Annotated in this window: 19 protein-coding genes; 15 read left to right on the forward strand and 4 right to left on the reverse strand. The window is 63.4% G+C overall.

What is annotated here, in order from left to right:
- Positions 1-32: 32 nt before the first annotated feature.
- Positions 33-1,181 (forward strand): ABC transporter substrate-binding protein, encoded by a 1,149-nt coding sequence (locus BLS51_RS01140; protein WP_090179703.1) that lies wholly within the window; start codon positions 33-35, stop codon positions 1,179-1,181.
- A 6-nt stretch (positions 1,182-1,187) separates the two neighbouring features.
- On the opposite strand, the gene BLS51_RS01145 is transcribed toward BLS51_RS01140, so the two are convergent.
- Positions 1,188-1,790, reverse strand: coding sequence for a TetR/AcrR family transcriptional regulator (locus BLS51_RS01145; RefSeq protein ID WP_090179700.1), 603 nt, complete (start codon positions 1,788-1,790; stop codon positions 1,188-1,190).
- Positions 1,791-1,875: 85 nt separating this feature from the next.
- Here BLS51_RS01145 and BLS51_RS01150 point away from each other — a divergent pair, with 85 nt between their 5' ends.
- Genes BLS51_RS01150 through BLS51_RS01185 form a run of 8 tightly spaced genes read left to right on the forward strand, consistent with a single transcriptional unit; the run spans position 1,876 to position 8,734 of the window.
- Positions 1,876-3,153 carry an NAD(P)/FAD-dependent oxidoreductase gene (locus tag BLS51_RS01150; protein ID WP_090179697.1) on the forward strand — a complete coding sequence of 426 codons (1,278 nt, stop codon included), beginning with the start codon at positions 1,876-1,878 and terminating at the stop codon, positions 3,151-3,153.
- A complete protein-coding gene (locus tag BLS51_RS01155; RefSeq protein WP_090179694.1) occupies positions 3,150-3,917 on the forward strand; it encodes a DUF1365 domain-containing protein in 768 nt (255 codons plus the stop codon). Before BLS51_RS01150 ends, BLS51_RS01155 begins: the two co-directional genes overlap by 4 nt.
- Entirely contained in the window at positions 3,914-5,119 is a 1,206-nt protein-coding gene (locus tag BLS51_RS01160; protein WP_090179691.1) for an SAM-dependent methyltransferase, read from the forward strand. The genes BLS51_RS01155 and BLS51_RS01160 overlap by 4 nt, the downstream gene beginning before the upstream one ends.
- Positions 5,088-5,648, forward strand: coding sequence for a chalcone isomerase family protein (locus tag BLS51_RS01165; RefSeq protein ID WP_090179687.1), 561 nt, complete (start codon positions 5,088-5,090; stop codon positions 5,646-5,648). Before BLS51_RS01160 ends, BLS51_RS01165 begins: the two co-directional genes overlap by 32 nt.
- Positions 5,645-7,018 carry an MFS transporter gene (locus BLS51_RS01170; protein WP_229207434.1) on the forward strand — a complete coding sequence of 458 codons (1,374 nt, stop codon included), beginning with the start codon at positions 5,645-5,647 and terminating at the stop codon, positions 7,016-7,018. The genes BLS51_RS01165 and BLS51_RS01170 overlap by 4 nt, the downstream gene beginning before the upstream one ends.
- On the forward strand, positions 7,015-7,548 hold the full coding sequence (locus BLS51_RS01175; RefSeq protein WP_090179684.1) for a DUF3833 domain-containing protein: 534 nt from the start codon (positions 7,015-7,017) through the stop codon (positions 7,546-7,548). The genes BLS51_RS01170 and BLS51_RS01175 overlap by 4 nt, the downstream gene beginning before the upstream one ends.
- Positions 7,536-8,312 (forward strand): SDR family NAD(P)-dependent oxidoreductase, encoded by a 777-nt coding sequence (locus tag BLS51_RS01180; protein WP_090179680.1) that lies wholly within the window; start codon positions 7,536-7,538, stop codon positions 8,310-8,312. The genes BLS51_RS01175 and BLS51_RS01180 overlap by 13 nt, the downstream gene beginning before the upstream one ends.
- Positions 8,309-8,734: a nuclear transport factor 2 family protein gene (locus BLS51_RS01185; RefSeq protein ID WP_090179677.1), complete on the forward strand. Its 426-nt coding sequence runs from the start codon at positions 8,309-8,311 to the stop codon at positions 8,732-8,734. The genes BLS51_RS01180 and BLS51_RS01185 overlap by 4 nt, the downstream gene beginning before the upstream one ends.
- On the opposite strand, the gene BLS51_RS01190 is transcribed toward BLS51_RS01185, so the two are convergent.
- Positions 8,731-9,468 carry an SDR family oxidoreductase gene (locus tag BLS51_RS01190; RefSeq protein ID WP_090179672.1) on the reverse strand — a complete coding sequence of 246 codons (738 nt, stop codon included), beginning with the start codon at positions 9,466-9,468 and terminating at the stop codon, positions 8,731-8,733. The genes BLS51_RS01185 and BLS51_RS01190 overlap by 4 nt on opposite strands.
- Positions 9,469-9,547: 79 nt before the next feature.
- Here BLS51_RS01190 and BLS51_RS01195 point away from each other — a divergent pair, with 79 nt between their 5' ends.
- A complete protein-coding gene (locus BLS51_RS01195) occupies positions 9,548-10,513 on the forward strand; it encodes an AraC family transcriptional regulator (protein WP_090179669.1) in 966 nt (321 codons plus the stop codon).
- Here BLS51_RS01195 and BLS51_RS01200 read toward each other — a convergent pair.
- Positions 10,457-10,891 (reverse strand): DUF2177 family protein, encoded by a 435-nt coding sequence (locus BLS51_RS01200; protein WP_090179665.1) that lies wholly within the window; start codon positions 10,889-10,891, stop codon positions 10,457-10,459. The two genes, BLS51_RS01195 and BLS51_RS01200, sit on opposite strands and share 57 nt — an antisense overlap.
- Positions 10,892-11,043: 152 nt before the next feature.
- Here BLS51_RS01200 and BLS51_RS01205 point away from each other — a divergent pair, with 152 nt between their 5' ends.
- The 4 genes from BLS51_RS01205 (at position 11,044) to BLS51_RS01220 (ending at position 16,487) form a co-directional block, all read left to right on the forward strand.
- Complete coding sequence (locus BLS51_RS01205; RefSeq protein ID WP_090179662.1) at positions 11,044-12,336, forward strand: MFS family transporter; 1,293 nt, start codon at positions 11,044-11,046, stop codon at positions 12,334-12,336.
- A 122-nt stretch (positions 12,337-12,458) separates the two neighbouring features.
- On the forward strand, positions 12,459-12,962 hold the full coding sequence (locus BLS51_RS01210; protein WP_175472486.1) for an RNA polymerase sigma factor: 504 nt from the start codon (positions 12,459-12,461) through the stop codon (positions 12,960-12,962).
- Positions 12,959-14,005, forward strand: coding sequence for a FecR family protein (locus tag BLS51_RS01215; RefSeq protein ID WP_090179657.1), 1,047 nt, complete (start codon positions 12,959-12,961; stop codon positions 14,003-14,005). The genes BLS51_RS01210 and BLS51_RS01215 overlap by 4 nt, the downstream gene beginning before the upstream one ends.
- An 85-nt stretch (positions 14,006-14,090) precedes the next feature.
- Entirely contained in the window at positions 14,091-16,487 is a 2,397-nt protein-coding gene (locus BLS51_RS01220; protein WP_090179652.1) for a TonB-dependent receptor, read from the forward strand.
- On the opposite strand, the gene BLS51_RS01225 is transcribed toward BLS51_RS01220, so the two are convergent.
- The gene (locus BLS51_RS01225; RefSeq protein ID WP_139168628.1) at positions 16,484-17,023 is read right to left on the reverse strand and encodes a DUF6630 family protein; all 540 of its coding nucleotides are present in this window, start codon (positions 17,021-17,023) and stop codon (positions 16,484-16,486) included. The two genes, BLS51_RS01220 and BLS51_RS01225, sit on opposite strands and share 4 nt — an antisense overlap.
- 121 nt (positions 17,024-17,144) lie before the next feature.
- Here BLS51_RS01225 and BLS51_RS01230 point away from each other — a divergent pair, with 121 nt between their 5' ends.
- Positions 17,145-19,148, forward strand: a complete 2,004-nt coding sequence (locus BLS51_RS01230; protein WP_090179643.1) for a TonB-dependent receptor plug domain-containing protein — start codon at positions 17,145-17,147, stop codon at positions 19,146-19,148.
- The last annotated feature ends 109 nt before the right edge of the window (positions 19,149-19,257 follow it).

Here is a 19,257-nt window from a genome sequence, read left to right on the forward strand (position 1 = left end):
TAGTTGTTATACCTATAAACAAGGAGACCACCATGCAAAACCGCTTCACTGCCGCCGCGCTCGCGCTGACCCTCGCCGTCAGCGGCGCCTACGCGCAGGACACCATCAAGATCGGCTATTCCGGCCCGCTGAGCGGCGGTGCCGCACTGTACGGCAAGAACATGTTAAGCGGCATGCAGATGGCGGCCGACGAAATCAACGCCAAGCCGGTCGAGATCGCCGGCAAGCGCTACAAGGTGGAAATCGTCGCGCTGGACGATAAATACAATCCAAGCGAAACCGGCATCAACCTGCAGCGGCTGGTGCAGCAGCACAAAACCGCCGTGGTGCTGGTGCCGCACTCGGGCGGCGTGTTTGCCGCACAGGCCGCCAACGAGAAGCTCAAGGTTTTACTGCTGGCTTACACCAGCCTGCCGCAAGCCACCGAGCGCGGCAACAAGCTGACGGTGCGCATTCCACCCGACTTCACCACCTACATCTCGCCTTTCGTCAAAACCGCGATGGCCAAGTACGGCAAGAACGTCGCGCTGGCGCAGGCAGATCATGACTATGCGAAAGCCTGGTCGGCGGCCTTCAAGCCAGCATGGGAAGCGGCGGGCGGCAAGGTGGTGGCCGATAATCCGATGTCCTATAACAAGGCGGCTGATTTCTACAGTGGTGTCAGCCGCGTGATCCAGGCCAAGCCAGATGTACTGTTCATCGGCGGCGCGTCGGAGCCAACCGCCCTTGTTGCCAAGCAGGCGCGCGAACTGGGCTTCAAGGGGGCATTCATCGTGCTGGATCAGGCCAAGCTGGATGAGATGGCCAAGATCACCGGCGGCTACGGCGCGCTGGAAGGCGCGGTCGGCGTGATGCCGATGAGCGGCGACGATCGTCCCGACGCGGCTGCTTTCACCGCGCGCTACCGCAAGGGCAATGACGGCAAGGACCCAAGCAGTGAAGTGGCACTGAACTACTCAGCCGTCCACGCCACCGTCGCCGCCATGAAGCTGGCCGGTACGGTCAGCGACGCCAGCGCCGTGCGCGCACAGATGGACAAGGCTTTCCGCACGCTGCCGGGCCAGTACAATCCGGCCAGCGTTGAAGGACTGGACGCCAATGGCGGCTCCATCGTCAACGCCATCGTCGCCTCGGTGGAAAACGGCAAGCTGAAAGGCCAATTGCTACGCGCCGCGCAGTAAGCCTTGCTATAGTCCCTTGAACGCCACCGTCAGCATGTGCTGCACGATGGCGTCATTACTCATCTTGCTGTACTTGCTCAGGAACTCGACCGCCGGATCGCAGGTGCGGGCGTAGTAGCTGAACAGGATCACATCACTTGGCAGGCTGGCGTTCAGCAAGCCTTCCTTCTGTCCCTGCTTGACCAGCGCTTCCAGCTGGCGGTTCAGCTTGACCACGCGCAGCATATATTTGACGTTGCGCATCAACATATCCCGCACGTGCGGGCTGGTCGATGGCAGGAATGGCAGCCCCCCACCCAGGCGCACCCGCAGCGCCCATTCCAGCAAGTCTGACAATTTCTGCACCGGCCCAAGCGACGCATCCATCGCGCCGACCTGTTCGATCGCCCCGTCCAGCAGGCGGATCATCGCCTCGCCCACCAGTTCCTCCTTAGACTTGAAGTGCTTGTACAGGCTGGGCTTGGAAATGCCGACCGCGCCGGCCACATCGTCCATCGTCATCAAGTCATAACCCTTGCTGCTTAGCACGGAGGTGGTGGCATCGAGGATCGCGCTTTCGCGCAGCTTGAACGCCTGATCTTTGAAGCTGAATTTGGAAAGAATACTCATCGGTAAATTTTAGCTACTAATCAGTAGCGTTTTTGATTTGTTGGTAGTAATATTAGCATATCGGTAGCTCAACAGTCCTAAATCCATGCAGACACGCAAACGTATTGCCGTAATCGGCGCTGGCATTTCCGGCCTGGCAGCCGCCTATTTCCTGCAACGTCGCCACGACGTGGTGTTGCTCGAAGCCGGCAGCTATCTGGGCGGCCATGCCAACACGGTCGACATCCAGGTCGAAGGCAGTCATTGCGCGGTCGACACGGGTTTCCTCGTCTACAACGAGAAAACCTATCCGAACCTGATTGCACTACTGGATGAACTGGGCGTGGAAAGCATCGCCAGCGATATGTCGTTCGCCGTCTCCATGGATGACGGCGCGCTGGAATGGGCCGGCACCAGCCTCGACACGGTGTTCGCCCAGCGCCGCCGCATCGTCTCACCATCTTTCCTGCGCATGTTGCGCGACATCCTGCATTTCAATGGCCGCGCAGAAGAGTTTCTCGCACAAAGCCAGACAGATGGCGCCACGCTGGGTGAACTGCTGGCCCGTCACGGCTACGGCAACATGTTCCGCGATGCCTATCTGTTGCCGATGGCCGCTGCCATCTGGTCCAGCTCGCCGCGCGACATTCTTGGCTTCCCGGCTGCGACCTTCCTGCGCTTTTGCCTGAACCACGCGCTATTGCAGGTCAACGACCGGCCGCAATGGCGCACGGTGCGCGGCGGTTCGCGCAACTACGTGCAGGCTATCGCTGCCACGCTGGCCGATTATCGCCTGAATACGCCAGTGCATTCGCTGCGCCGTGAGAACGGCAAGGTGCTGGTTGATCTCGGCACGCACACTGAGGCGTTTGACGACGTGGTCCTGGCCACGCACGCACCAGCAACCCTGGCCATATTGTCCGATGCAAGCGCCGACGAACGCGCCATCCTGGGCGCCGTGCGCTATCAGCCAAACATCGCCTGGCTGCACACCGATGCACGCCTGCTGCCGCAACGGCGCAAGGTCTGGTCGGCATGGAACTATCTGTCCAGCAAACAGGCGGATGGCAGCCGGCCAGTGTGTGTCAGCTACTGGCTGAACCAGTTGCAAAGTCTTCCTTTCGAAACACCGGTGGTGGTGACGCTCAATCCTGCCACCCTGCCGGCGGCGGACAAGATACTGGCACGCTTCGAATATGATCACCCAATCATGGACCAGCCAGCCATCGACGCACAGCAGGCCCTGGCTGGCATTCAAGGCCGAGGCGGCGTGTGGTACGCCGGCGCCTGGACTGGCTACGGCTTCCATGAGGACGGCCTCAAATCCGCCTTGCGCATCGCCGCTGCCTTCGATGTTGCGCCTGCCTGGACCTCGCTGCCATGAACCACCAGGCGCCCGCCCAGCTGGTCCACGCCCGCGTGATGCATGCGCGCTTGCGGCCGGTCCTGCATCGCTTCGTTTATCCGGTCTTCTACGTGCGCGTGAACCTGGCGCGGCTCGACGCTTGCCAGTCGGCCTGGTTTGGCATCGACCGCCACCGTCCGCTGTCGATTCGCACGCGCGACTACGGCCCGCGCGATGGCTCCAGCCTGGAACAATGGATGCGCGCCCTGCTCGCCACGCATGGCATCCAGGTCGATGGCGAACTGTGGTTGCAGACCTTTCCGCGCGTATTCGGCTACGTCTTCAATCCCGTCAGTTTCTGGCATTGCCATGACCGCGACGGCCGATTGCGCGCGGTGCTGGCCGAGGTCAACAACACCTTCGGCGAAACCCATCGCTACCTGCTGCAGTTAAGCGAAGATGGTCACGGCGCCAGCCTCAAGCAGATGCATGTATCGCCGTTTTGCGCGCAGAACGGCAGCTACCGTTTCCGTTTCCGCTTGCATGGCACGCGCCAGCATACCGCCATCGACTACCACGATGAGCATGGGCCGCTGATCCATACCGCACTTTCCGGCCAGGCCCAGCCCATGAGCAACGCTGCGGCCGCAGCGGCGCTGCTGCGCTATCCGCTGCTGGGCCTGGGAATTGTCTTCCGTATTCATAGCCAGGCGCTGCGCCTGTGGCTGAAGGGCGTGCCCTTCTTCCGCAAGCCGCCGCGCTCCCTTACCCACATTACTGTTCACGAGGAGCCGCTCCAATGAGCAAAACGCTGTCGACCACCCTACAGGCCGTCCCTGCCACCGCGCGCGTGTTCCTGAATCTGCTCGGCCGCATCAGCATCGGCCATCTGGAACTGATCACGCCCGATCAGACGCGCATGGTGTTCGGCAATGCGCATCTCGGGCCAGGCGCTACGCTGGAGGTGCATGACTGGCGCGCGTGCGGCCGCATCCTGCGCGCCGGCGATATCGGCCTGGGTGAAGCCTGGGCAGCGGGATGGGTCAGCAGCCCTGATCTGGTTGCTTTGCTGCGGCTGGCGATCCGCAATGAGGCGGCGCTGGAGCCGGCCCTGTTTGGGGGCGCGCTGGCGCGTTGCTGGTATCGCCTGCGTCATTGGCTACGGCCGAATACGCGCAGCGGCAGCCGTCGCAACATCCATAGCCACTACGACATCGGCAACGATTTTTACCGCCTGTGGCTGGACTCCGGCTGGACCTATTCGGCCGCCATCTTTGCCGGCGACTACCAGCAGTCGCTGGAACAGGCGCAGTACCGCAAGTACCAGCGCATCATCGACACGCTGGGCCTGCGTGCGGGTGATCGCGTGCTGGAGATCGGTTGCGGCTGGGGCGGTTTTGCGGAACAGGCGGCACGCCAGGGCATCCATGTCCATGGACTGACGATCTCGCCGTCACAACTGGAGATTGCCCGCCAGCGTATCGATGCTGCCGGCCTGGGCGAGCTGGCACAGCTGGAATTGCGCGATTACCGTGATATCGGCGGCAGCTACGATGCCGTGGTGTCGATCGAAATGTTCGAGGCGGTGGGCGAGCGTTATTGGACCGAATACTTCAACACCGTGGCGGCGCGCCTGAAGCCTGGCGGACAGGCGCTGGTGCAGTCCATCACCATTGATGAGCGCCACTTCGAGCGCTATCGCAGTACGGCAGACTTTATTCAAGAGTACATCTTCCCCGGCGGCATGCTGCCCAGCGTGGAGCGCTTCGAGCAAGGCGCCGCGCGGGCCGGCCTGCGTTCGACTGAACACTATGCCTTTGGACCCGATTACGCTGAAACCTTGCGCCGCTGGCGTAGTGCCTACCGCGCTACCGGCGCGCAGGTCAGCGCACTTGGCATGGATACGCATTTCATGCGCATCTGGGACATGTATTTTGCCTATTGCGAAGCAGCATTTGATGAGGGCCGGACCGATGTTGTTCAATTCCATTTACATAAATCCTAAGCGCCGGCAACTGCTGCGCGTAGCGGCGTTACTGGCTTGCGGCGCCTGGGCAACGCACGCTACGGCGGCGGATTGGCGCGCCATGCTGCCACAGGCGCAACCGGTGGGCGGTGGCGACATGACCTGGTTCGGCCTGCGTATCTACCGCGCCACCTTGTGGTCGGCCAGCAAGCCGTTCAATCCTGCGCAAGCGTTTGCGCTACAGCTGCACTACTACCGCACCATTAGCCGGCAGCGGCTTGTCGGCACGAGCATGGATGAAATACGCCGCCTGAGCCGGACGCCAATTGCGGAGGCCACATTGAAGCAATGGGAAGCGCTGCTGATGTCGGCATTTGTCGATGTCAGCGAGGGCGATGAGCTGACGGGTGTTTATCTGCCGGGACGCGGCATGCAACTGTATGACCGGCAGCGCCTGTTGGCCGAACTGGACGACGAGGCGCTGGCGCGCGCCTTCTTTGACATCTGGCTGAATCCGCAAAGCCGCGACAAGAAACTTCGTCAGCACCTGCTGGGGGAGCAGCCGTGAGTAATGCTGCATATGGCTTGCTGGGCGCGCCGTTGGCGATGGCTGCCTTGCCCTTGTTCGTGCAGCTGCCGGCTTACTATGCGGCGCATCTCGGCATGGCGCTGGGGCCGTTGGGCGTCGTGCTGTTCGTCGCACGGGCAATCGATATGCTCCAAGATCCGTTGCTGGGCCATTTGCTGGATCGCACGCCGGCGCAGCGTCGTCGCTGGATGACGCTTGGCGCGATGGTGCTGGTGCCGGCGTTTGCCGCGCTGTGGCTGCCGCCATCGATTGGCTCTGGCGCGGTGCTGGGCGTCTGGCTGGCGCTGATGCTGGTACTGGCGTACGGCGCGCACAGCCTGGTCAACATCGCCTACCTGGCCTGGGGCGCCAGGCTGCAAGGCTCGCTCGGTGCAGCCGCATGGCGTGAAGGACTCGGTCTGGCAGGCATGATCGTCGCCAGCCTGGTGCCAGCCGCCATCCTGGCTGGCGATCCCGCGCAAGTTCGAAGCCGCCTCGCCGCCTACAGCCTGGCTTACGCGCTGCTGATGCTACTAGCCATCCGCGCCCTGTTCCGCCATGCGCCACCCACCACCACGCTCGCACCAGCAACACCGTCAGCAGAAGCGTTCCATGGCCTCACGGCCGCGAAGGCGCCGGCTGCGGACGTGCCGGTTGCGGACATGACGGTCGCGGACGTGCCGGTCGCGGACATGAGGACGAAGGCTGCAGACGGTATCCGGCGCATGCCGCAAGCGGGCGCTGCGGGGACGGGCTGGCGCGCGACGATTGGCGAGTTGGCGCGTGACCGGGCAGTGCGGGCGCTGTTGCTGCCCTACTTCCTGAACGCGCTCTCGGTAGCGATACCCGCAACGCTGGCGCTGTTCTACATCGCCGATCAACTGGGTGCGCCGCAGCTGTCGGGCATCTTCCTGGCCTGCTATTTCGGCGCCGCCGCTTGCGGTCTACCCGCGTGGACTGCGCTGGCGCGGAAGTACGGGCCGTTGCGCTGCTGGCGCTTTGGCATGTTGCTGTCCGTGGCTGGCTTCTGCGGTGCAGCGCTGCTCGGGCAAGGCGATCTGGTGGCATATGCCGTGGTCTGCCTCGCGGCGGGCGCGGCGCTCGGCGCCGACCTGGCGCTGCCACCGGTGCTACTCGGACAAGCGCTAGATGACCGCCTTGGCGCCGGCTACGGCTTGTTCACGCTGCTCGGCAAACTGGCGCTGGCGCTGGCCGGACTATCGCTGCCGCTGCTGTCGTGGCTCGGCTATCACCCTGGCCAGGGTGGCGGCATCAGCCTGGTGCTGGCCTACGCCGTCCTGCCCTGCCTGTTCAAATTACTGGCCATGGCAGCGCTTGGCCGCTGCACGGAAAACGGGAGCACACCATGAAATACCTCTTCACCGCCATGCTGGCAACGCTGCTCACCGGCTGCGCCGGTCCGGATATCCAGCAATATCAGGCCGTCACACCACAACTCGACCCGGCCGAATACTTCAGCGGCGTCACCGATGCCTGGGGCATGTTCCAGAAGCGTAACGGCGAAGTGACCAAGCGCTTCCACGTCGAAATCACCGGCAGCCAACAGGATGGCGTGCTGACGCTGGATGAACGCTTCCGCTACGACGACGGCACCACGCAGCAACGCGTCTGGCGCCTGGTCCGCGATGGCGAAGGCCGCTGGCGCGGCACCGCCGCCGACGTCCAGGGCGAAGCGCAAGGCACGGCCGCCGGCAACGCCCTGCGCTGGCAATACACGCTGCTGCTGCCAGTCGACGGCACGAGCTACGCAATGCAGTTCGACGACTGGATGTTCCTGATCGACCGCTGCACCATGATCAACCGCGCCAGCATGCGCAAGTTCGGCATCGAATTCGGCCAGGTCACGCTAACATTCCGGAGACGCGCATGCAACCCTTGAACACCCCTATCCGCGACTGGGCCGGACTGCGCGTCTGGGTGATCGGTGCCTCCAGCGGCATCGGCGCTGCACTGGCGCAGGAAGCCCTGCAGGCCGGCGCCCGCGTCGCGCTGTCGGCACGCCGGGCCGAGCGGCTGCAAACAGTCGCCGCAGGCCATCCGCAAGCACTGGTGGCCGCCTTCGACATCCTCGACAAGCCAGCCTGGCGCCAGCGCCATGACGAGATCTGCACGCAATTCGGCGGCATCGACCTGACCATCTTCTGCGCCGCCGACTACCGTCCGGAACGCAGCTGGGAAATCGACGCTGAAAGCGCCGCCCACACGCTGGCGACCAATCTCGGCAGTGTCTACACCGGCCTGACCACCGTGCTGCCGGACATGCTGGCACGCGGCAGCGGCGGCATCGCCATTGTCGCCAGCGTGGCCGGCTATTTCGGCCTGCCCAACGCCAGCGTCTATGGCCCGAGCAAAGCTGCGCTGATCAACCTGGCCGAACTGCTGTACGTCGACCTGCGGCCACGCGGCATCAGCGTCTACCTGATCAATCCCGGCTTCGTGCAAACGCCGCTGACGGCAAAGAACGAATTCACCATGCCAGCCTTGCAAACGCCGCAGGCAGCCGCACGCGCGATCCGCGACGGCATTGCCAGCGGCCGTTTCGAAATCCACTTCCCACGCCGTTTCACGCTGGCGCTCAAGCTGCTGCGCTGGCTGCCATACCGGCTGCGCTTCCCTTTGATATCCCGACTGGTACGCACATGAGCACCACACTGGAGCCGCTGCTGGCCTGGTATGCCGCATTGACGCCGCAAACCGTCAGTCAGGCCGCACGGTTTTATGCCGCTGATGCGCAATTCCGCGACCCGTTCAACGACGTATGCGGTGTGCCGGCGATACAAGCCGTGCTGCATCACATGTTCACACATAGCGGTCATCCGCACTTCATCATTGGCGAACGCATCGTGCAGGGACAGCAGGCCTTCGTCACCTGGACTTTTGCCTGCACACTGCGTGGCAAGTTGTATGAAGTCGCCGGTGGCACACACTTCCGCTTCAACCAGCAAGGGATGGTCACGCTGCATCGCGACTATTGGGACGCTGCCGAAGAGCTGCTGCAAAAGCTGCCGCTGGTGGGCGCGCCGATACGCTGGCTGCGCCGCCGTTTCGCCGTGCAGATGGGTTAAGCCACCAGGGCCAGCGCATCCGCGCCCGCCGCAAATGACAACCGGGCGGAGGTATCGTTGGCGGCCTGCCATACCACCTCCGCCACATCGGCTGGCGTGGTCACCGCACTGATACCGGAAAAACCCGCAAACACCCGCTGGGCATATGGCTCATACGCTGCCGGGATCAAACCCTGCATGCGCTGCTGGCCATTGGCGGTGAAGCCGGTCGAGGGGCCGTAGCCAGGCGCAACCAGCTTGACCGATACATCGAACTCCCTTAATTCCAGCGCCAGCGACGCTGTGTAGCCGGCAATTGCCGTCTTGCTGGCCGTGTAGGCGGCGACCAGCGGAAACGGGGCCAGCGTCGCGCTGGACGTCACGTTCACAATCACGCCTGCGCGGCGCTCGCGGAATTGCGGAATCAACGCCTGGCACATCGCCATCACGCCGAAGGTATTGGTGTCAAACACCTCCCGCACCGTGGACATCGGCGTCGCCTCAAACGCCCCAAACAGGCCGATGCCGGCGTTATTCACCAGCACATCAATCGGGCCGGCTTCCGCAACCACGCGGTCGATACTGTCCTGCCGCGTGACGTCCAAGGCCATCACCCGCACATTGGCGGCGTCGGCGAACAAGTCTTCATCCGGTGTACGCATCGTGGCGATCACCTGCCAGCCTTGCGACAAAAAATGGCGCGCAATCTCCAGGCCATAGCCAGACGAACAACCCGTGATCAATACCGTTTTCATTTCCTTCTCCTTGAATAAGTTGACTGGGAGAGAACGATAATTGATTATTTGCGGATGATCGATACTGAAAAGTCCAAATATGTTTAGCCAACATCCAGATCCATCCGATCCGCTGTCCGAGCTTGTACGGCTGCTGCGCCCTGATGCTGCATTTGCCAACATCATCAGCGGCAAAGGTGATTGGGCGGTGCGCTATACCGAATACGGCCTGCCCAGCTTCTGCATCATGCTGGAAGGTAGCTGCCTGCTATCGGTGGATGGCGAAGATCCGATCACCATCAGCGCCGGAGATTTCATCCTGCTGCCCGCCACGCCCGCGTTCAGCCTGTCGAGCTTCACGCCCGCGCCACCGGTTCATCTCGATCCCAACAAGGTTGGGCATGCGGAGCTACGCTATGGCGAGCAGGATGGGGCCCCGGATATGCGCTCACTGGGCGGTGCATTCATCTTCGACTGCGCCGAGCCGGCGCTGCTGGTGTCCTTGCTGCCGAGTGTGGTGCACGTTCGCGGTTCCGCGCGCCTTTCACGGCTGGTAGCGATGGTGGGCGAGGAATCTGCCGACCAGCAACCGGGCAACGCCTTCATGCTGTCGCGATTGGCGGAGATGCTGCTGGTGGAAGCCATGCGCTCCGCCACAGTGGCAGATGCACCGGCGGGCTTACTGCGCGGTCTCGGCGATGCGCGACTGGCACCGGCGCTGACGCATATGCATGCCAACATCGGCCACGCCTGGACGGTGGAACAACTGGCGAAGATCGCCGCCCTGTCCCGCTCCGGATTCTTCGAGCGCTTCACGCGCCTGGTCGGCAAGGCACCGATGGACTACCTGCTCGCATGGCGCATGCAAATCGCCAAAGACCTGCTGCGCGCCAGCCAACTGGCCGTATCCGAGATTGCGGAACGTATCGGCTACGGATCAACCAGCGCATTCAGCGCCGCATTCAGCAGGCACACGGGACGATCACCCAGCCAGTATGCGCGCGCTGTATCAGCCCCAGCGCTGCGCAACGAACCAGCCGCCGCCCGCAGCCAGCGCCGTCATTAGACTGCCCCAAGCCACGTCCACTACGGACAGGCCAAGCGGCCAGGCCTTGAGGATGGCGTAATTGGTCGCATCATACGTGGCATAAGCGATCAGGCCGAGCACCGCGCCATGCAGCGCGGCCGTCTGCCAGCTGTCGGCGCGCAGGCCAGGGGCAACCGCAAGAAACACCACGCCCGCCGCGTACAGCAGATAGAACACCGCCGCCGCAGCGAAGCGTGGCTGCGCCAGCATCAACTCGCCCAGCGCCGCCTTGTAGGCTGACGCCATGTACAAGCCTATCCACAAGGCATCCAGCACCAGCAACGATAGCAGCACGCCGCCATACGCGAACAGCCAATGCTGGGCGCCAAGCGCCTGAACTGGAGCAGAGTTGAACATATTGATCCCGGAAGAAGTTAGCAGGTTTGATAGTAGCCTAAACTATTTGTCCACTTCCGTTTGGCAGTGCACATTGCAAATCCTTTGCCCTCCTGCAGCATTTTCGAGGATGCTTTACAATCGGTTCAAAGTTACAAGCAGCGAGAATAAAAATGACCGAGCATCCTCAATACAGCGCTGAGGAAAAACGCAAACGCGTGTTTGCGATTATCAGCGCATCCTCCGGCAATCTGGTGGAATGGTTCGACTTCTACGTCTACTCCTTCGCCTCGATTTACTTTGCCAGCCAATTCTTCCCTAGCGGGAACGCTACTGCGGAATTCCTCAAGTCGGCCGCAGTGTTCGCGGTGGGCTTCTTCATGCGGCCTATCGGCGGCTGGATGTTCGGCCGCATCGCCGACCGCGTCGGCCGCAAGAAATCGATGGTGATTTCGGTGCTGATGATGTGCGCCGGTTCGCTGGCGATCGCCGTGCTGCCGACCTACGCCAGCATCGGTGTCGCCGCGCCCATCCTGCTGCTGATTATCCGCATGTTCCAGGGCCTGTCGGTCGGCGGCGAATACGGCACCACCGCCACCTACATGAGCGAAGTGGCGCTGCGCGGACAGCGCGGCTTCTTCTCCTCCTTCCAGTACGTGACGCTGATCGGCGGCCAGTTGCTGGCGGTGCTGACAGTGGTGATCCTGGAGCAGTTCCTCACCGAACCGGAGCTGAAAGCCTGGGGCTGGCGCATTCCGTTTGTCATCGGTGCGATTGCCGCGCTGGTGTCGCTGATGCTGCGCCGCACGCTGCACGAAACCAGCAAGGCCGAGGACATGCAGAACAAGGACGCCGGCACGCTGGCCGGCATCTTCAAGAACCACCGCGCCGCCTTCATCACCGTGCTGGGCTACACCGCCGGCGGTTCGCTGATCTTCTACACCTTCACCACGTATATGCAAAAGTACTTGGTCAACAGCGCCGGCATGCCGGCCAAGACCGCCAGCGTGGTGATGACCGGCGCACTGTTCCTGTACATGTGCATGCAGCCCTTGTTCGGCATGCTGGCCGACCGCATCGGCCGCCGCCATTCGATGATGCTGTTTGGCGCACTGGGTACGATTGCCACCTATCCTATCCTGGCCATGTTGCGCGGGAATAGCAACCCGGTGTTCGCCTTCGTGCTGATCACCGTTGCCATGGCCATCGTCAGCCTGTACACCTCGATCGGCGGCCTGGTCAAGGCAGAGATGTTCCCGGCGGAAGTCCGCGCGCTGGGCGTCGGCCTGTCGTACGCGATTGCCAACGCCATCTTTGGCGGTTCGGCGGAATTCGTCGGCCTGGCCTTCAAAAATCTCGGACACGAAAACTGGTTCTTCATCTACGTGACCATCATGATGGTCGTGGCCTTCCTGTTCAGCATGCGGTTACCGAAAACGCCTTCTTACCTGCACACGGACCATTGATACCTTCTGCCGGTAGCCGCGCTGCTGGCAGCTTCCGTGATAAGATAGCCGTCCGCTTTTCCCGTCCAGCCAGATAGCCATGTACCTGGGAAGCAGCTTCCCTTGTTCCTTCTGTGGCTGGCATGGCTGTGATCACGCATTATTATCGAGAACTGTTGAACTTTTGCCTGCGCAAGGTCCGCGACCCGCATGCCGCTGCCGACCTGGCGCAGGAAAGCTATGCGCGCGTGTTGACCATGGAGCGTGCCGGGCAAGCGATCCTTGAACCACGGGCGCTGCTGAAGAAAGTCGCGCTCCACCTGAAGATCGACATGGACCGGCGCGCAGGCATCCGCCGCCATGACGTGCTCGATGAATTGCCGGAAGCCGATGCGCCGGCGCTGCCAACGCACATGCAACCGGAGGAGGTGTATGCTTCGTCACAGGCGGCCGAAGCCTACCTGCACGCCATCGAGCAATTGCCGGATCGCTGCCGCCAGGCGTTCAGCCTGTATGCATTTGACGACCTGTCAAACAAGGAAATCGCGCAGCACATGGGTATATCGTTGAGCATGGTCAACCAGTACATCGCCCGGGGCAAGCTGGCTTGCGCCGCCTGCCGCGCCGCCATCGAAGAAAGCACATGACACAACGCGCCGACCAGATCGCCCAGCGCGAAGCCGAAGCCTTTCTGCGTGGGCAGCAGCCGGCCGCTATCGCCGCCGTGGCGTGGCATACCCGCGCAGAGCAGGGCCTGTCCGCCGCCGAGCAAACGCAGCTCCAGCAATGGCTGGACGCCGATCCGGCGCACGCCGCCGCGTTTGGACGGCTGCAAGACGGCCTGCGCGCCGTCCGCGCCCTGCCGCCCGAGCGCACCGCCCATCTGCGGCGCGCCGGCCCGTCTCGCCAGCGTACGCGCGCGACCTTGCGTCAACGTATCAGCACCACGCTGGCACTGCGCCCCGCCGCAGTGGCGTTCTGCTGCGTGACGCTATTGGCGGTCGGCGCCGGCTGGAAACTGTGGCAGACGCTGCCAACCTACAGCGCAAGCTATAGCGTCGAGCGCGGCCAGCGGCGCGACATCACCCTGCCCGACGGCAGCCAGTTGACGCTCGACACCAGCACCCGCGTGGAAGTCGCCTTGTATCGCGATCACCGCGAGGTGCGCCTGGCACAGGGCCAGGCCATGTTCAACGTCGCGCGCGATCCGGCGCGGCCGTTCACCGTGCAGGCCGGGCCAGCGCGGGTGACGGTGCTGGGTACGCGCTTCGCGGTCCGTTGCCAGGCCTGCGGGGAAGACCGCGCGCAAGCCGATGTGGAAGTCGAGGAAGGCCATGTCCGCGTCGAAGCGCAGCGCCGCAGCACCGAACTGCACGGCGGTGAAGCGATTCAGGTCTATGCAGCGGGCGGACTGGGCACGGTCGCTGCCATTCAGCCGGGCAGCGTCGCGCCATGGCGCAAGGGCCTGATACGCTTCACCAGCACACCGCTGGCCGAAGCCATCCGCGAATTTGAGCGTTATGCGCCGGTCAGATTGCTGATCCGCGATCCGGAAGTCGCCGCCATGCGGATCGGCGGCAGCTACCAGGCGAATAATCCGGCCGCCTTCGCGCAGGTGCTGCCGCATATCTTACCGGTACGGTTGGTCCAGCGCGCCGATGGCACGACCGAAGTGATCCGAAAAAAATAATCCGCCGAAGGTGTACATTTTTGCCGGCCGTGCGTCTTGGATAGTAGCGAGACTTTTTTTAACTACTCTTCAGGACTCACAACCGATGCGTCAACACCTCTCTCTTGCCATCGCCCTGGCAGTGGCCAGTCCGGCCTTCGTCCATGCGCAGAACGCCGACAGCGCCGTCAGCCTGTCCATCGCCGCGCAACCGCTGGCGGCAGCGCTGAATGAATTGTCGACCGCCACCGGCGTCCCGGTGGCGTATTCCCCCGCCCTGGTCGCCGGCAAGGCGGCGCCGGCCGTGAAAGGCGTGCTGACGGCGCGCCAGGCGCTGGCGCAACTGCTGGCCGGCAGCGGGCTGGAAGCGCAGCACGAAGGCGCCACCATCATCATCCGCCAGTCGGCGCCACGCAGCGCCGACACCATCCTGCCGGCGGTCAGCGTAGCCGCCAGTCCGCTGCTGGCGGACGAACTGCCGGCCGCCTATGCCGGCGGCCAGGTGGCCAATGGCAGCCGGCTCGGACTGCTGGGCAACCGGGACTTGCTGGATACGCCGTTCAGCCTCACCAGCTACACGGCGGAACTGATCGCCAACCAGCAGGCAATCACTGTTGCCGACGTCATGGCCAACGATCCTTCTGTGCGCACGGTATCCTACGGCCTGACCAATGCGGCGGGCGCCGGCGACTCGTTCATGATACGCGGCTTCTACGTGCAGAACTCGGTGCTGTTCGACGGCATGTACGGCATCGCGCCATCGCGCACGCTGCCGGTCGAAACCGCCGAGCGCATCGAGGTATTGAAAGGCCCGAACGCGCTGCTGAACGGCATGGCGCCTTACGACGCCTCGGGCGGCGCCATCAACATGGTGCCCAAGCGCGCCGGCGACAGGCCGCTGACGCGCTTCACCGCCACCTATCTGTCGGAAGGCGTGCTGGGCGGCCATCTGGATCTCGGCCGCCGCTTCGGCGAGCAGCAGCAATGGGGCGTGCGCTTCAACGGTGTCTACCGCAATGGCAAGACCGCCACCGATGGGCAGGAGGTCGACCTGCAAGCCGCCACGGTAGCCATCGATTACCGTGGCGAGCAACTGCGCGCCTCGCTTGACGCCGGCCATCAGACCATGGATAACCAGGCGCCGCTGGGCGCCGGCGGTTTGGGCATCGCCGACGGCCTCGCCATCCCGGCCGCCCCCAACGCACGCCGGCAGACGGCGCAAGACTGGGAGTTCGCCAACACCAACAGCGATTACGCCCTGCTCAAGGCGGAATACGACATCGCGCCCGACTGGACCGTGTACGGCGCGGCCGGCGGCAGCAACAACCGTTTTGAGTACCTGTCCACCGATATCTTCGTCACGGATGCGGCGGGCAATGCCCAGGCCACCATCTACTACTGGCCGGACTACTATCGCCATCGCAGCGTGCAAGGCGGCGTGCGCGGCAGTTTTCACACCGGCGGCGTGAAGCATCAGCTGAACCTGAACGCCTCGTCGCTGACGCGGACCCACGGCTATACGGCAGACTACTACGGCATCGGCAGCTTCAATACCAATATCTATCAACCTGCGTTTGTCGCCGCGCCATCGCTGGCTGGCTTCAGCGCGACGCCGCCGAAGACCGACAAAATGGAATTGCCATCCTACGCCATCGCCGACACGATCTCGTCAAGCGATGAACGCATCGCTGTCACGGTTGGCGCGCGCCACCAGACGGTCAAGTACATCACCTACGACACCGCCACCGGCAAAGGCACGACCACCTACGACCAGAGCGCCACCACGCCGATGCTGGCAGTGCTGTTCAAGCCGCAGCCCAGGCTGTCTATCTACGCCAACTACATCGAGGGCTTGAGCCAGGGCGATACCGCGCCGCTCGGCACCACCAACGCCGGCCAGGTGTTCGCTCCCAAAGAGTCGAAGCAGTACGAACTGGGCGCCAAGTACGACCTGGGCCGCTTCAGTACCGCGCTGGCGCTGTTCCAGATCGCGCGCCCGAGCGGTCTGGTGGTCCCGAACCCGGATGGCTCGGCCACTTACAAGGTCGATGGCGAGCAGCGTAATCGCGGCATGGAATTGACTTTCTTCGGCGAGCCGGCGCCGGGCGTGCGCGCCTTGGGCGGCGTGGTCTACACCGATGCGCGGTTGACGCATACCGACGGCGGCCTGTACGACGGCAACTTCGCGCCCAATGTTGCGCGGCGCCAGTTGAACCTCGGCGGCGAGTATGACGTGACCGCCATCGCGGGCCTGACGCTGACCGCGCGCATGATCGCCACCAGTGCACAAGTGGTCGACCCGGACAATGCGCGGCGCATTCCCGGCTGGTCGCGCTGGGATGCCAGCGCGCGCTACACCAGCACCGCCTGGGGCCGTCCACTGGTGCTGCGCGCCAGCGTCAACAACGTGTTCGGCAAGGATTACTGGGCCAGCGGCTCCGGCGCCTGGCTCAACCAGGGCCAGCCGCGCACCGTTGCGCTATCAGCCACGCTGGACTTCTAGTCCTGCTGCGCGATTAAAAAATCCGCGTGCGACTGTATGGCGATGTCGGCCGCCACGCCGAGGCGCAATGCTTCGGCGGCATCGTCTTGTGCAACAATCAGCGCATGATAATCGTCGCCGCCGGAATCGATATGCAGCAGGGCGAGGCCGCGCGCATCAAGCCAGCGTGCCAGCGATTTCAGCGCATGCATTGCGCTGCGCTGATGCATTTCTTCCGGCATGTCCCACACCCAGCGCTGCTCGACGGCGCGCGTTGCCAGCATCAAGTCCGCCTGCCACTGGATCTCGTCATACGCTTTCCAGTCGATCTGAATGACAAGCCAGCTATCCTCGCGCTGGCCGTCGTCATCGTCCTGATCGCCTTCGAAGGCGGCGAGAATGTCGTCAGCATGCGTCAGTGCGCGCCGGGTCAGCCGCTCGCTCTCGTCCGGGCCGAGATGCCGCGTCACCAGCCGCGCAAACGCCTCCAGCGCGGCCAGGTCGACGGTGTTTTCTGGCACGTAGTGTTCTTCAATGACCACTTCTTGTTCTGGCACACGGGCCAAAAAGTTGATTAATCGTCTAAACATGCTGCTCAAGTGTTGTGAAACGGAAAGATCAATCTAACACACACCAGTTACTGTTGCGGTTAAACCGTGTTCATTGCACAATATTGATATGACACACGCCGCCCTCCTCCGCCACGCAGTTCTGCTGGCCTGCACGCTGGCCGCCGGAACCGCCGGCGCTGCGGAGGCGACGGCGCCGCAATCGTATGCGCCGGACTTTTTCCGCCAGTTCCAGGCTAGCAGCGCGATGGACATGGCGACGCGTCTGCCGGGCTTCGTCTTTGACGGCGGCAACCCGTCGCGCGGCGCGGCCGGCAATGTGCTCATCAACGGCAAGCGCCCAACTTCCAAGACCGATTCGCTGAACGATGTGCTGGGCCGTATTCCGGCTGCGGCAGTCGAACGCATCGACGTTATCAACGGCGGCGCCGGCGGCATCGACATGCAAGGCCACGCCACCGTAGCCAACTTCGTGCTCAAGCCGATGGATCTGGTATCCGCCTCGCTGACTGCCTCCAGCGTGCTGATGGACGACGGCGAACTGCAACCCGCGCTGGACGGCAACTACAACCTGAAGCGCGGCGACAAAAGCATCAACCTGACGCTGGGCTGGCGCCGCTCGCCGGACACCGGCCAGGGCCTGGGACAACGCAACACACAATATGCCGACCGCGACCAGCCGGCCGAACTGTTGATGGCGGGTTCCGGCATGACGGAAAACAAGACCGTCAAGTTCAACTACGCGCAGGAGCTGCTGGACGGCGAAATCAGCTGGAACGGCGTCTACAATCCGTGGACCTACCAGTCGCAATCGCGGCAAGAGGCCGACACTTTGGCGCTCGCCAGCAACGACAATAGCGGTCGCACGCTGGAACAAGGCGTGGCCTACACGCGCGACCTGTGGCCCGGCGCCAGCATGGACCTGAAAGCCCTGTATCGCACCTCCGACTTCACCGGTGATGCGGCCTACGCCGCCAACGGCGCCACCTCGCACTCCGTCACCGTCAACTCCGCCAGCGAGCAGGTCTTTGCCGGCCAGCTGACCTGGCAGGCGCTGGACGGCGTGGTATTCCGTGGCGGTCTTGAGCGCGCCATCAACGCCAACGACAGCTTCAACACCTGGCAGGCCAATGCACAAGCCGCCGTGCAGCCTGGCCTGAATGCCTGGGTGCAGGAATCGCGGCTTGAAGGTCAACTGTCGTCGGCATGGCAGGTCGACAGCGCGTTGAGCGCCGAAGCCGGCGTCCGGATTTCCCATTCCAGCCTCAGCACCAGTGCCAGCCAGGACGACGCGAAAGCCTATGTCTATCCCAAGCCGCGCTTGCGCCTGGCGCTGTCGCCGACCTCGGCGCTGCAACTGCGCCTGCGCCTGGAGCGCGAAGTCAGCCAAGTGAACTTTGGTGACGCCGCCGCCTATTTCGGCATGAACGACAAAAGCTTGCGCGCAGACTATCCCGACCTGGTGCCGGCCAAGACCTGGCTGTGCGAAGGCGCGCTTGAATACCGTTTCTGGGACCGTGGCGCCGCCATCCTCAGCTACACCCAGGCGCATATCAGCGACGCCATCGACCGCATGCCGATCCGCACCGCGTCAGCCACCTACGATGCTGCCGGCAATATCGGCGATGCCAGCGCCGACACCGTCACCGGCATGCTGAACCTGCCGACCGATAACTGGGCGCTGCCGCAAGGCTTGCTGAAGCTGTCGACCACCTGGCGCTCGTCGAGCGTCACCGATCCCACCACGCAGACGACGCGCCGCCTGTCGGGCGAGCAACCGCTGTCGTGGCGCGTGGAATTTTCGCAGGACTTGCCGCAGCAGCGCACCGCCTGGGGCTTCTCGGTGGATAACGGCTGGAGCAATGACAGCTGGCAGCCGGCAGAACGCGATACCAGCAGCGGCAGCGGCTGGGCACGCGCCTACGTCAACTACCGTCCCGCATCAAACATGATGCTGACGCTGGAACTGAACAACCTGGCCAGCCGCAGCATCACCTACGACCGCCTGCACTACGCCGGCGGCGACCGCTTCGCCAGCAATGTCGACTTCTTCGAGCACAACATCACCCGTACCCAGCCGTACGCCACGCTGCGACTACGGCGCGACTGGTAATTTGTACTAAATCAACGCAGACAGGCAAGCGGCTTCCTAAACTGGGCGGATGACTGATCCCGCCCCTCCTGCCCGTTATGACTCCCCGTGGAAAGCAGCGCTCACATAT

Origin of the sequence: Duganella sp. OV510, from assembly GCF_900100205.1 — a bacterium.
GTDB lineage: Bacteria > Pseudomonadota > Gammaproteobacteria > Burkholderiales > Burkholderiaceae_D > Rugamonas.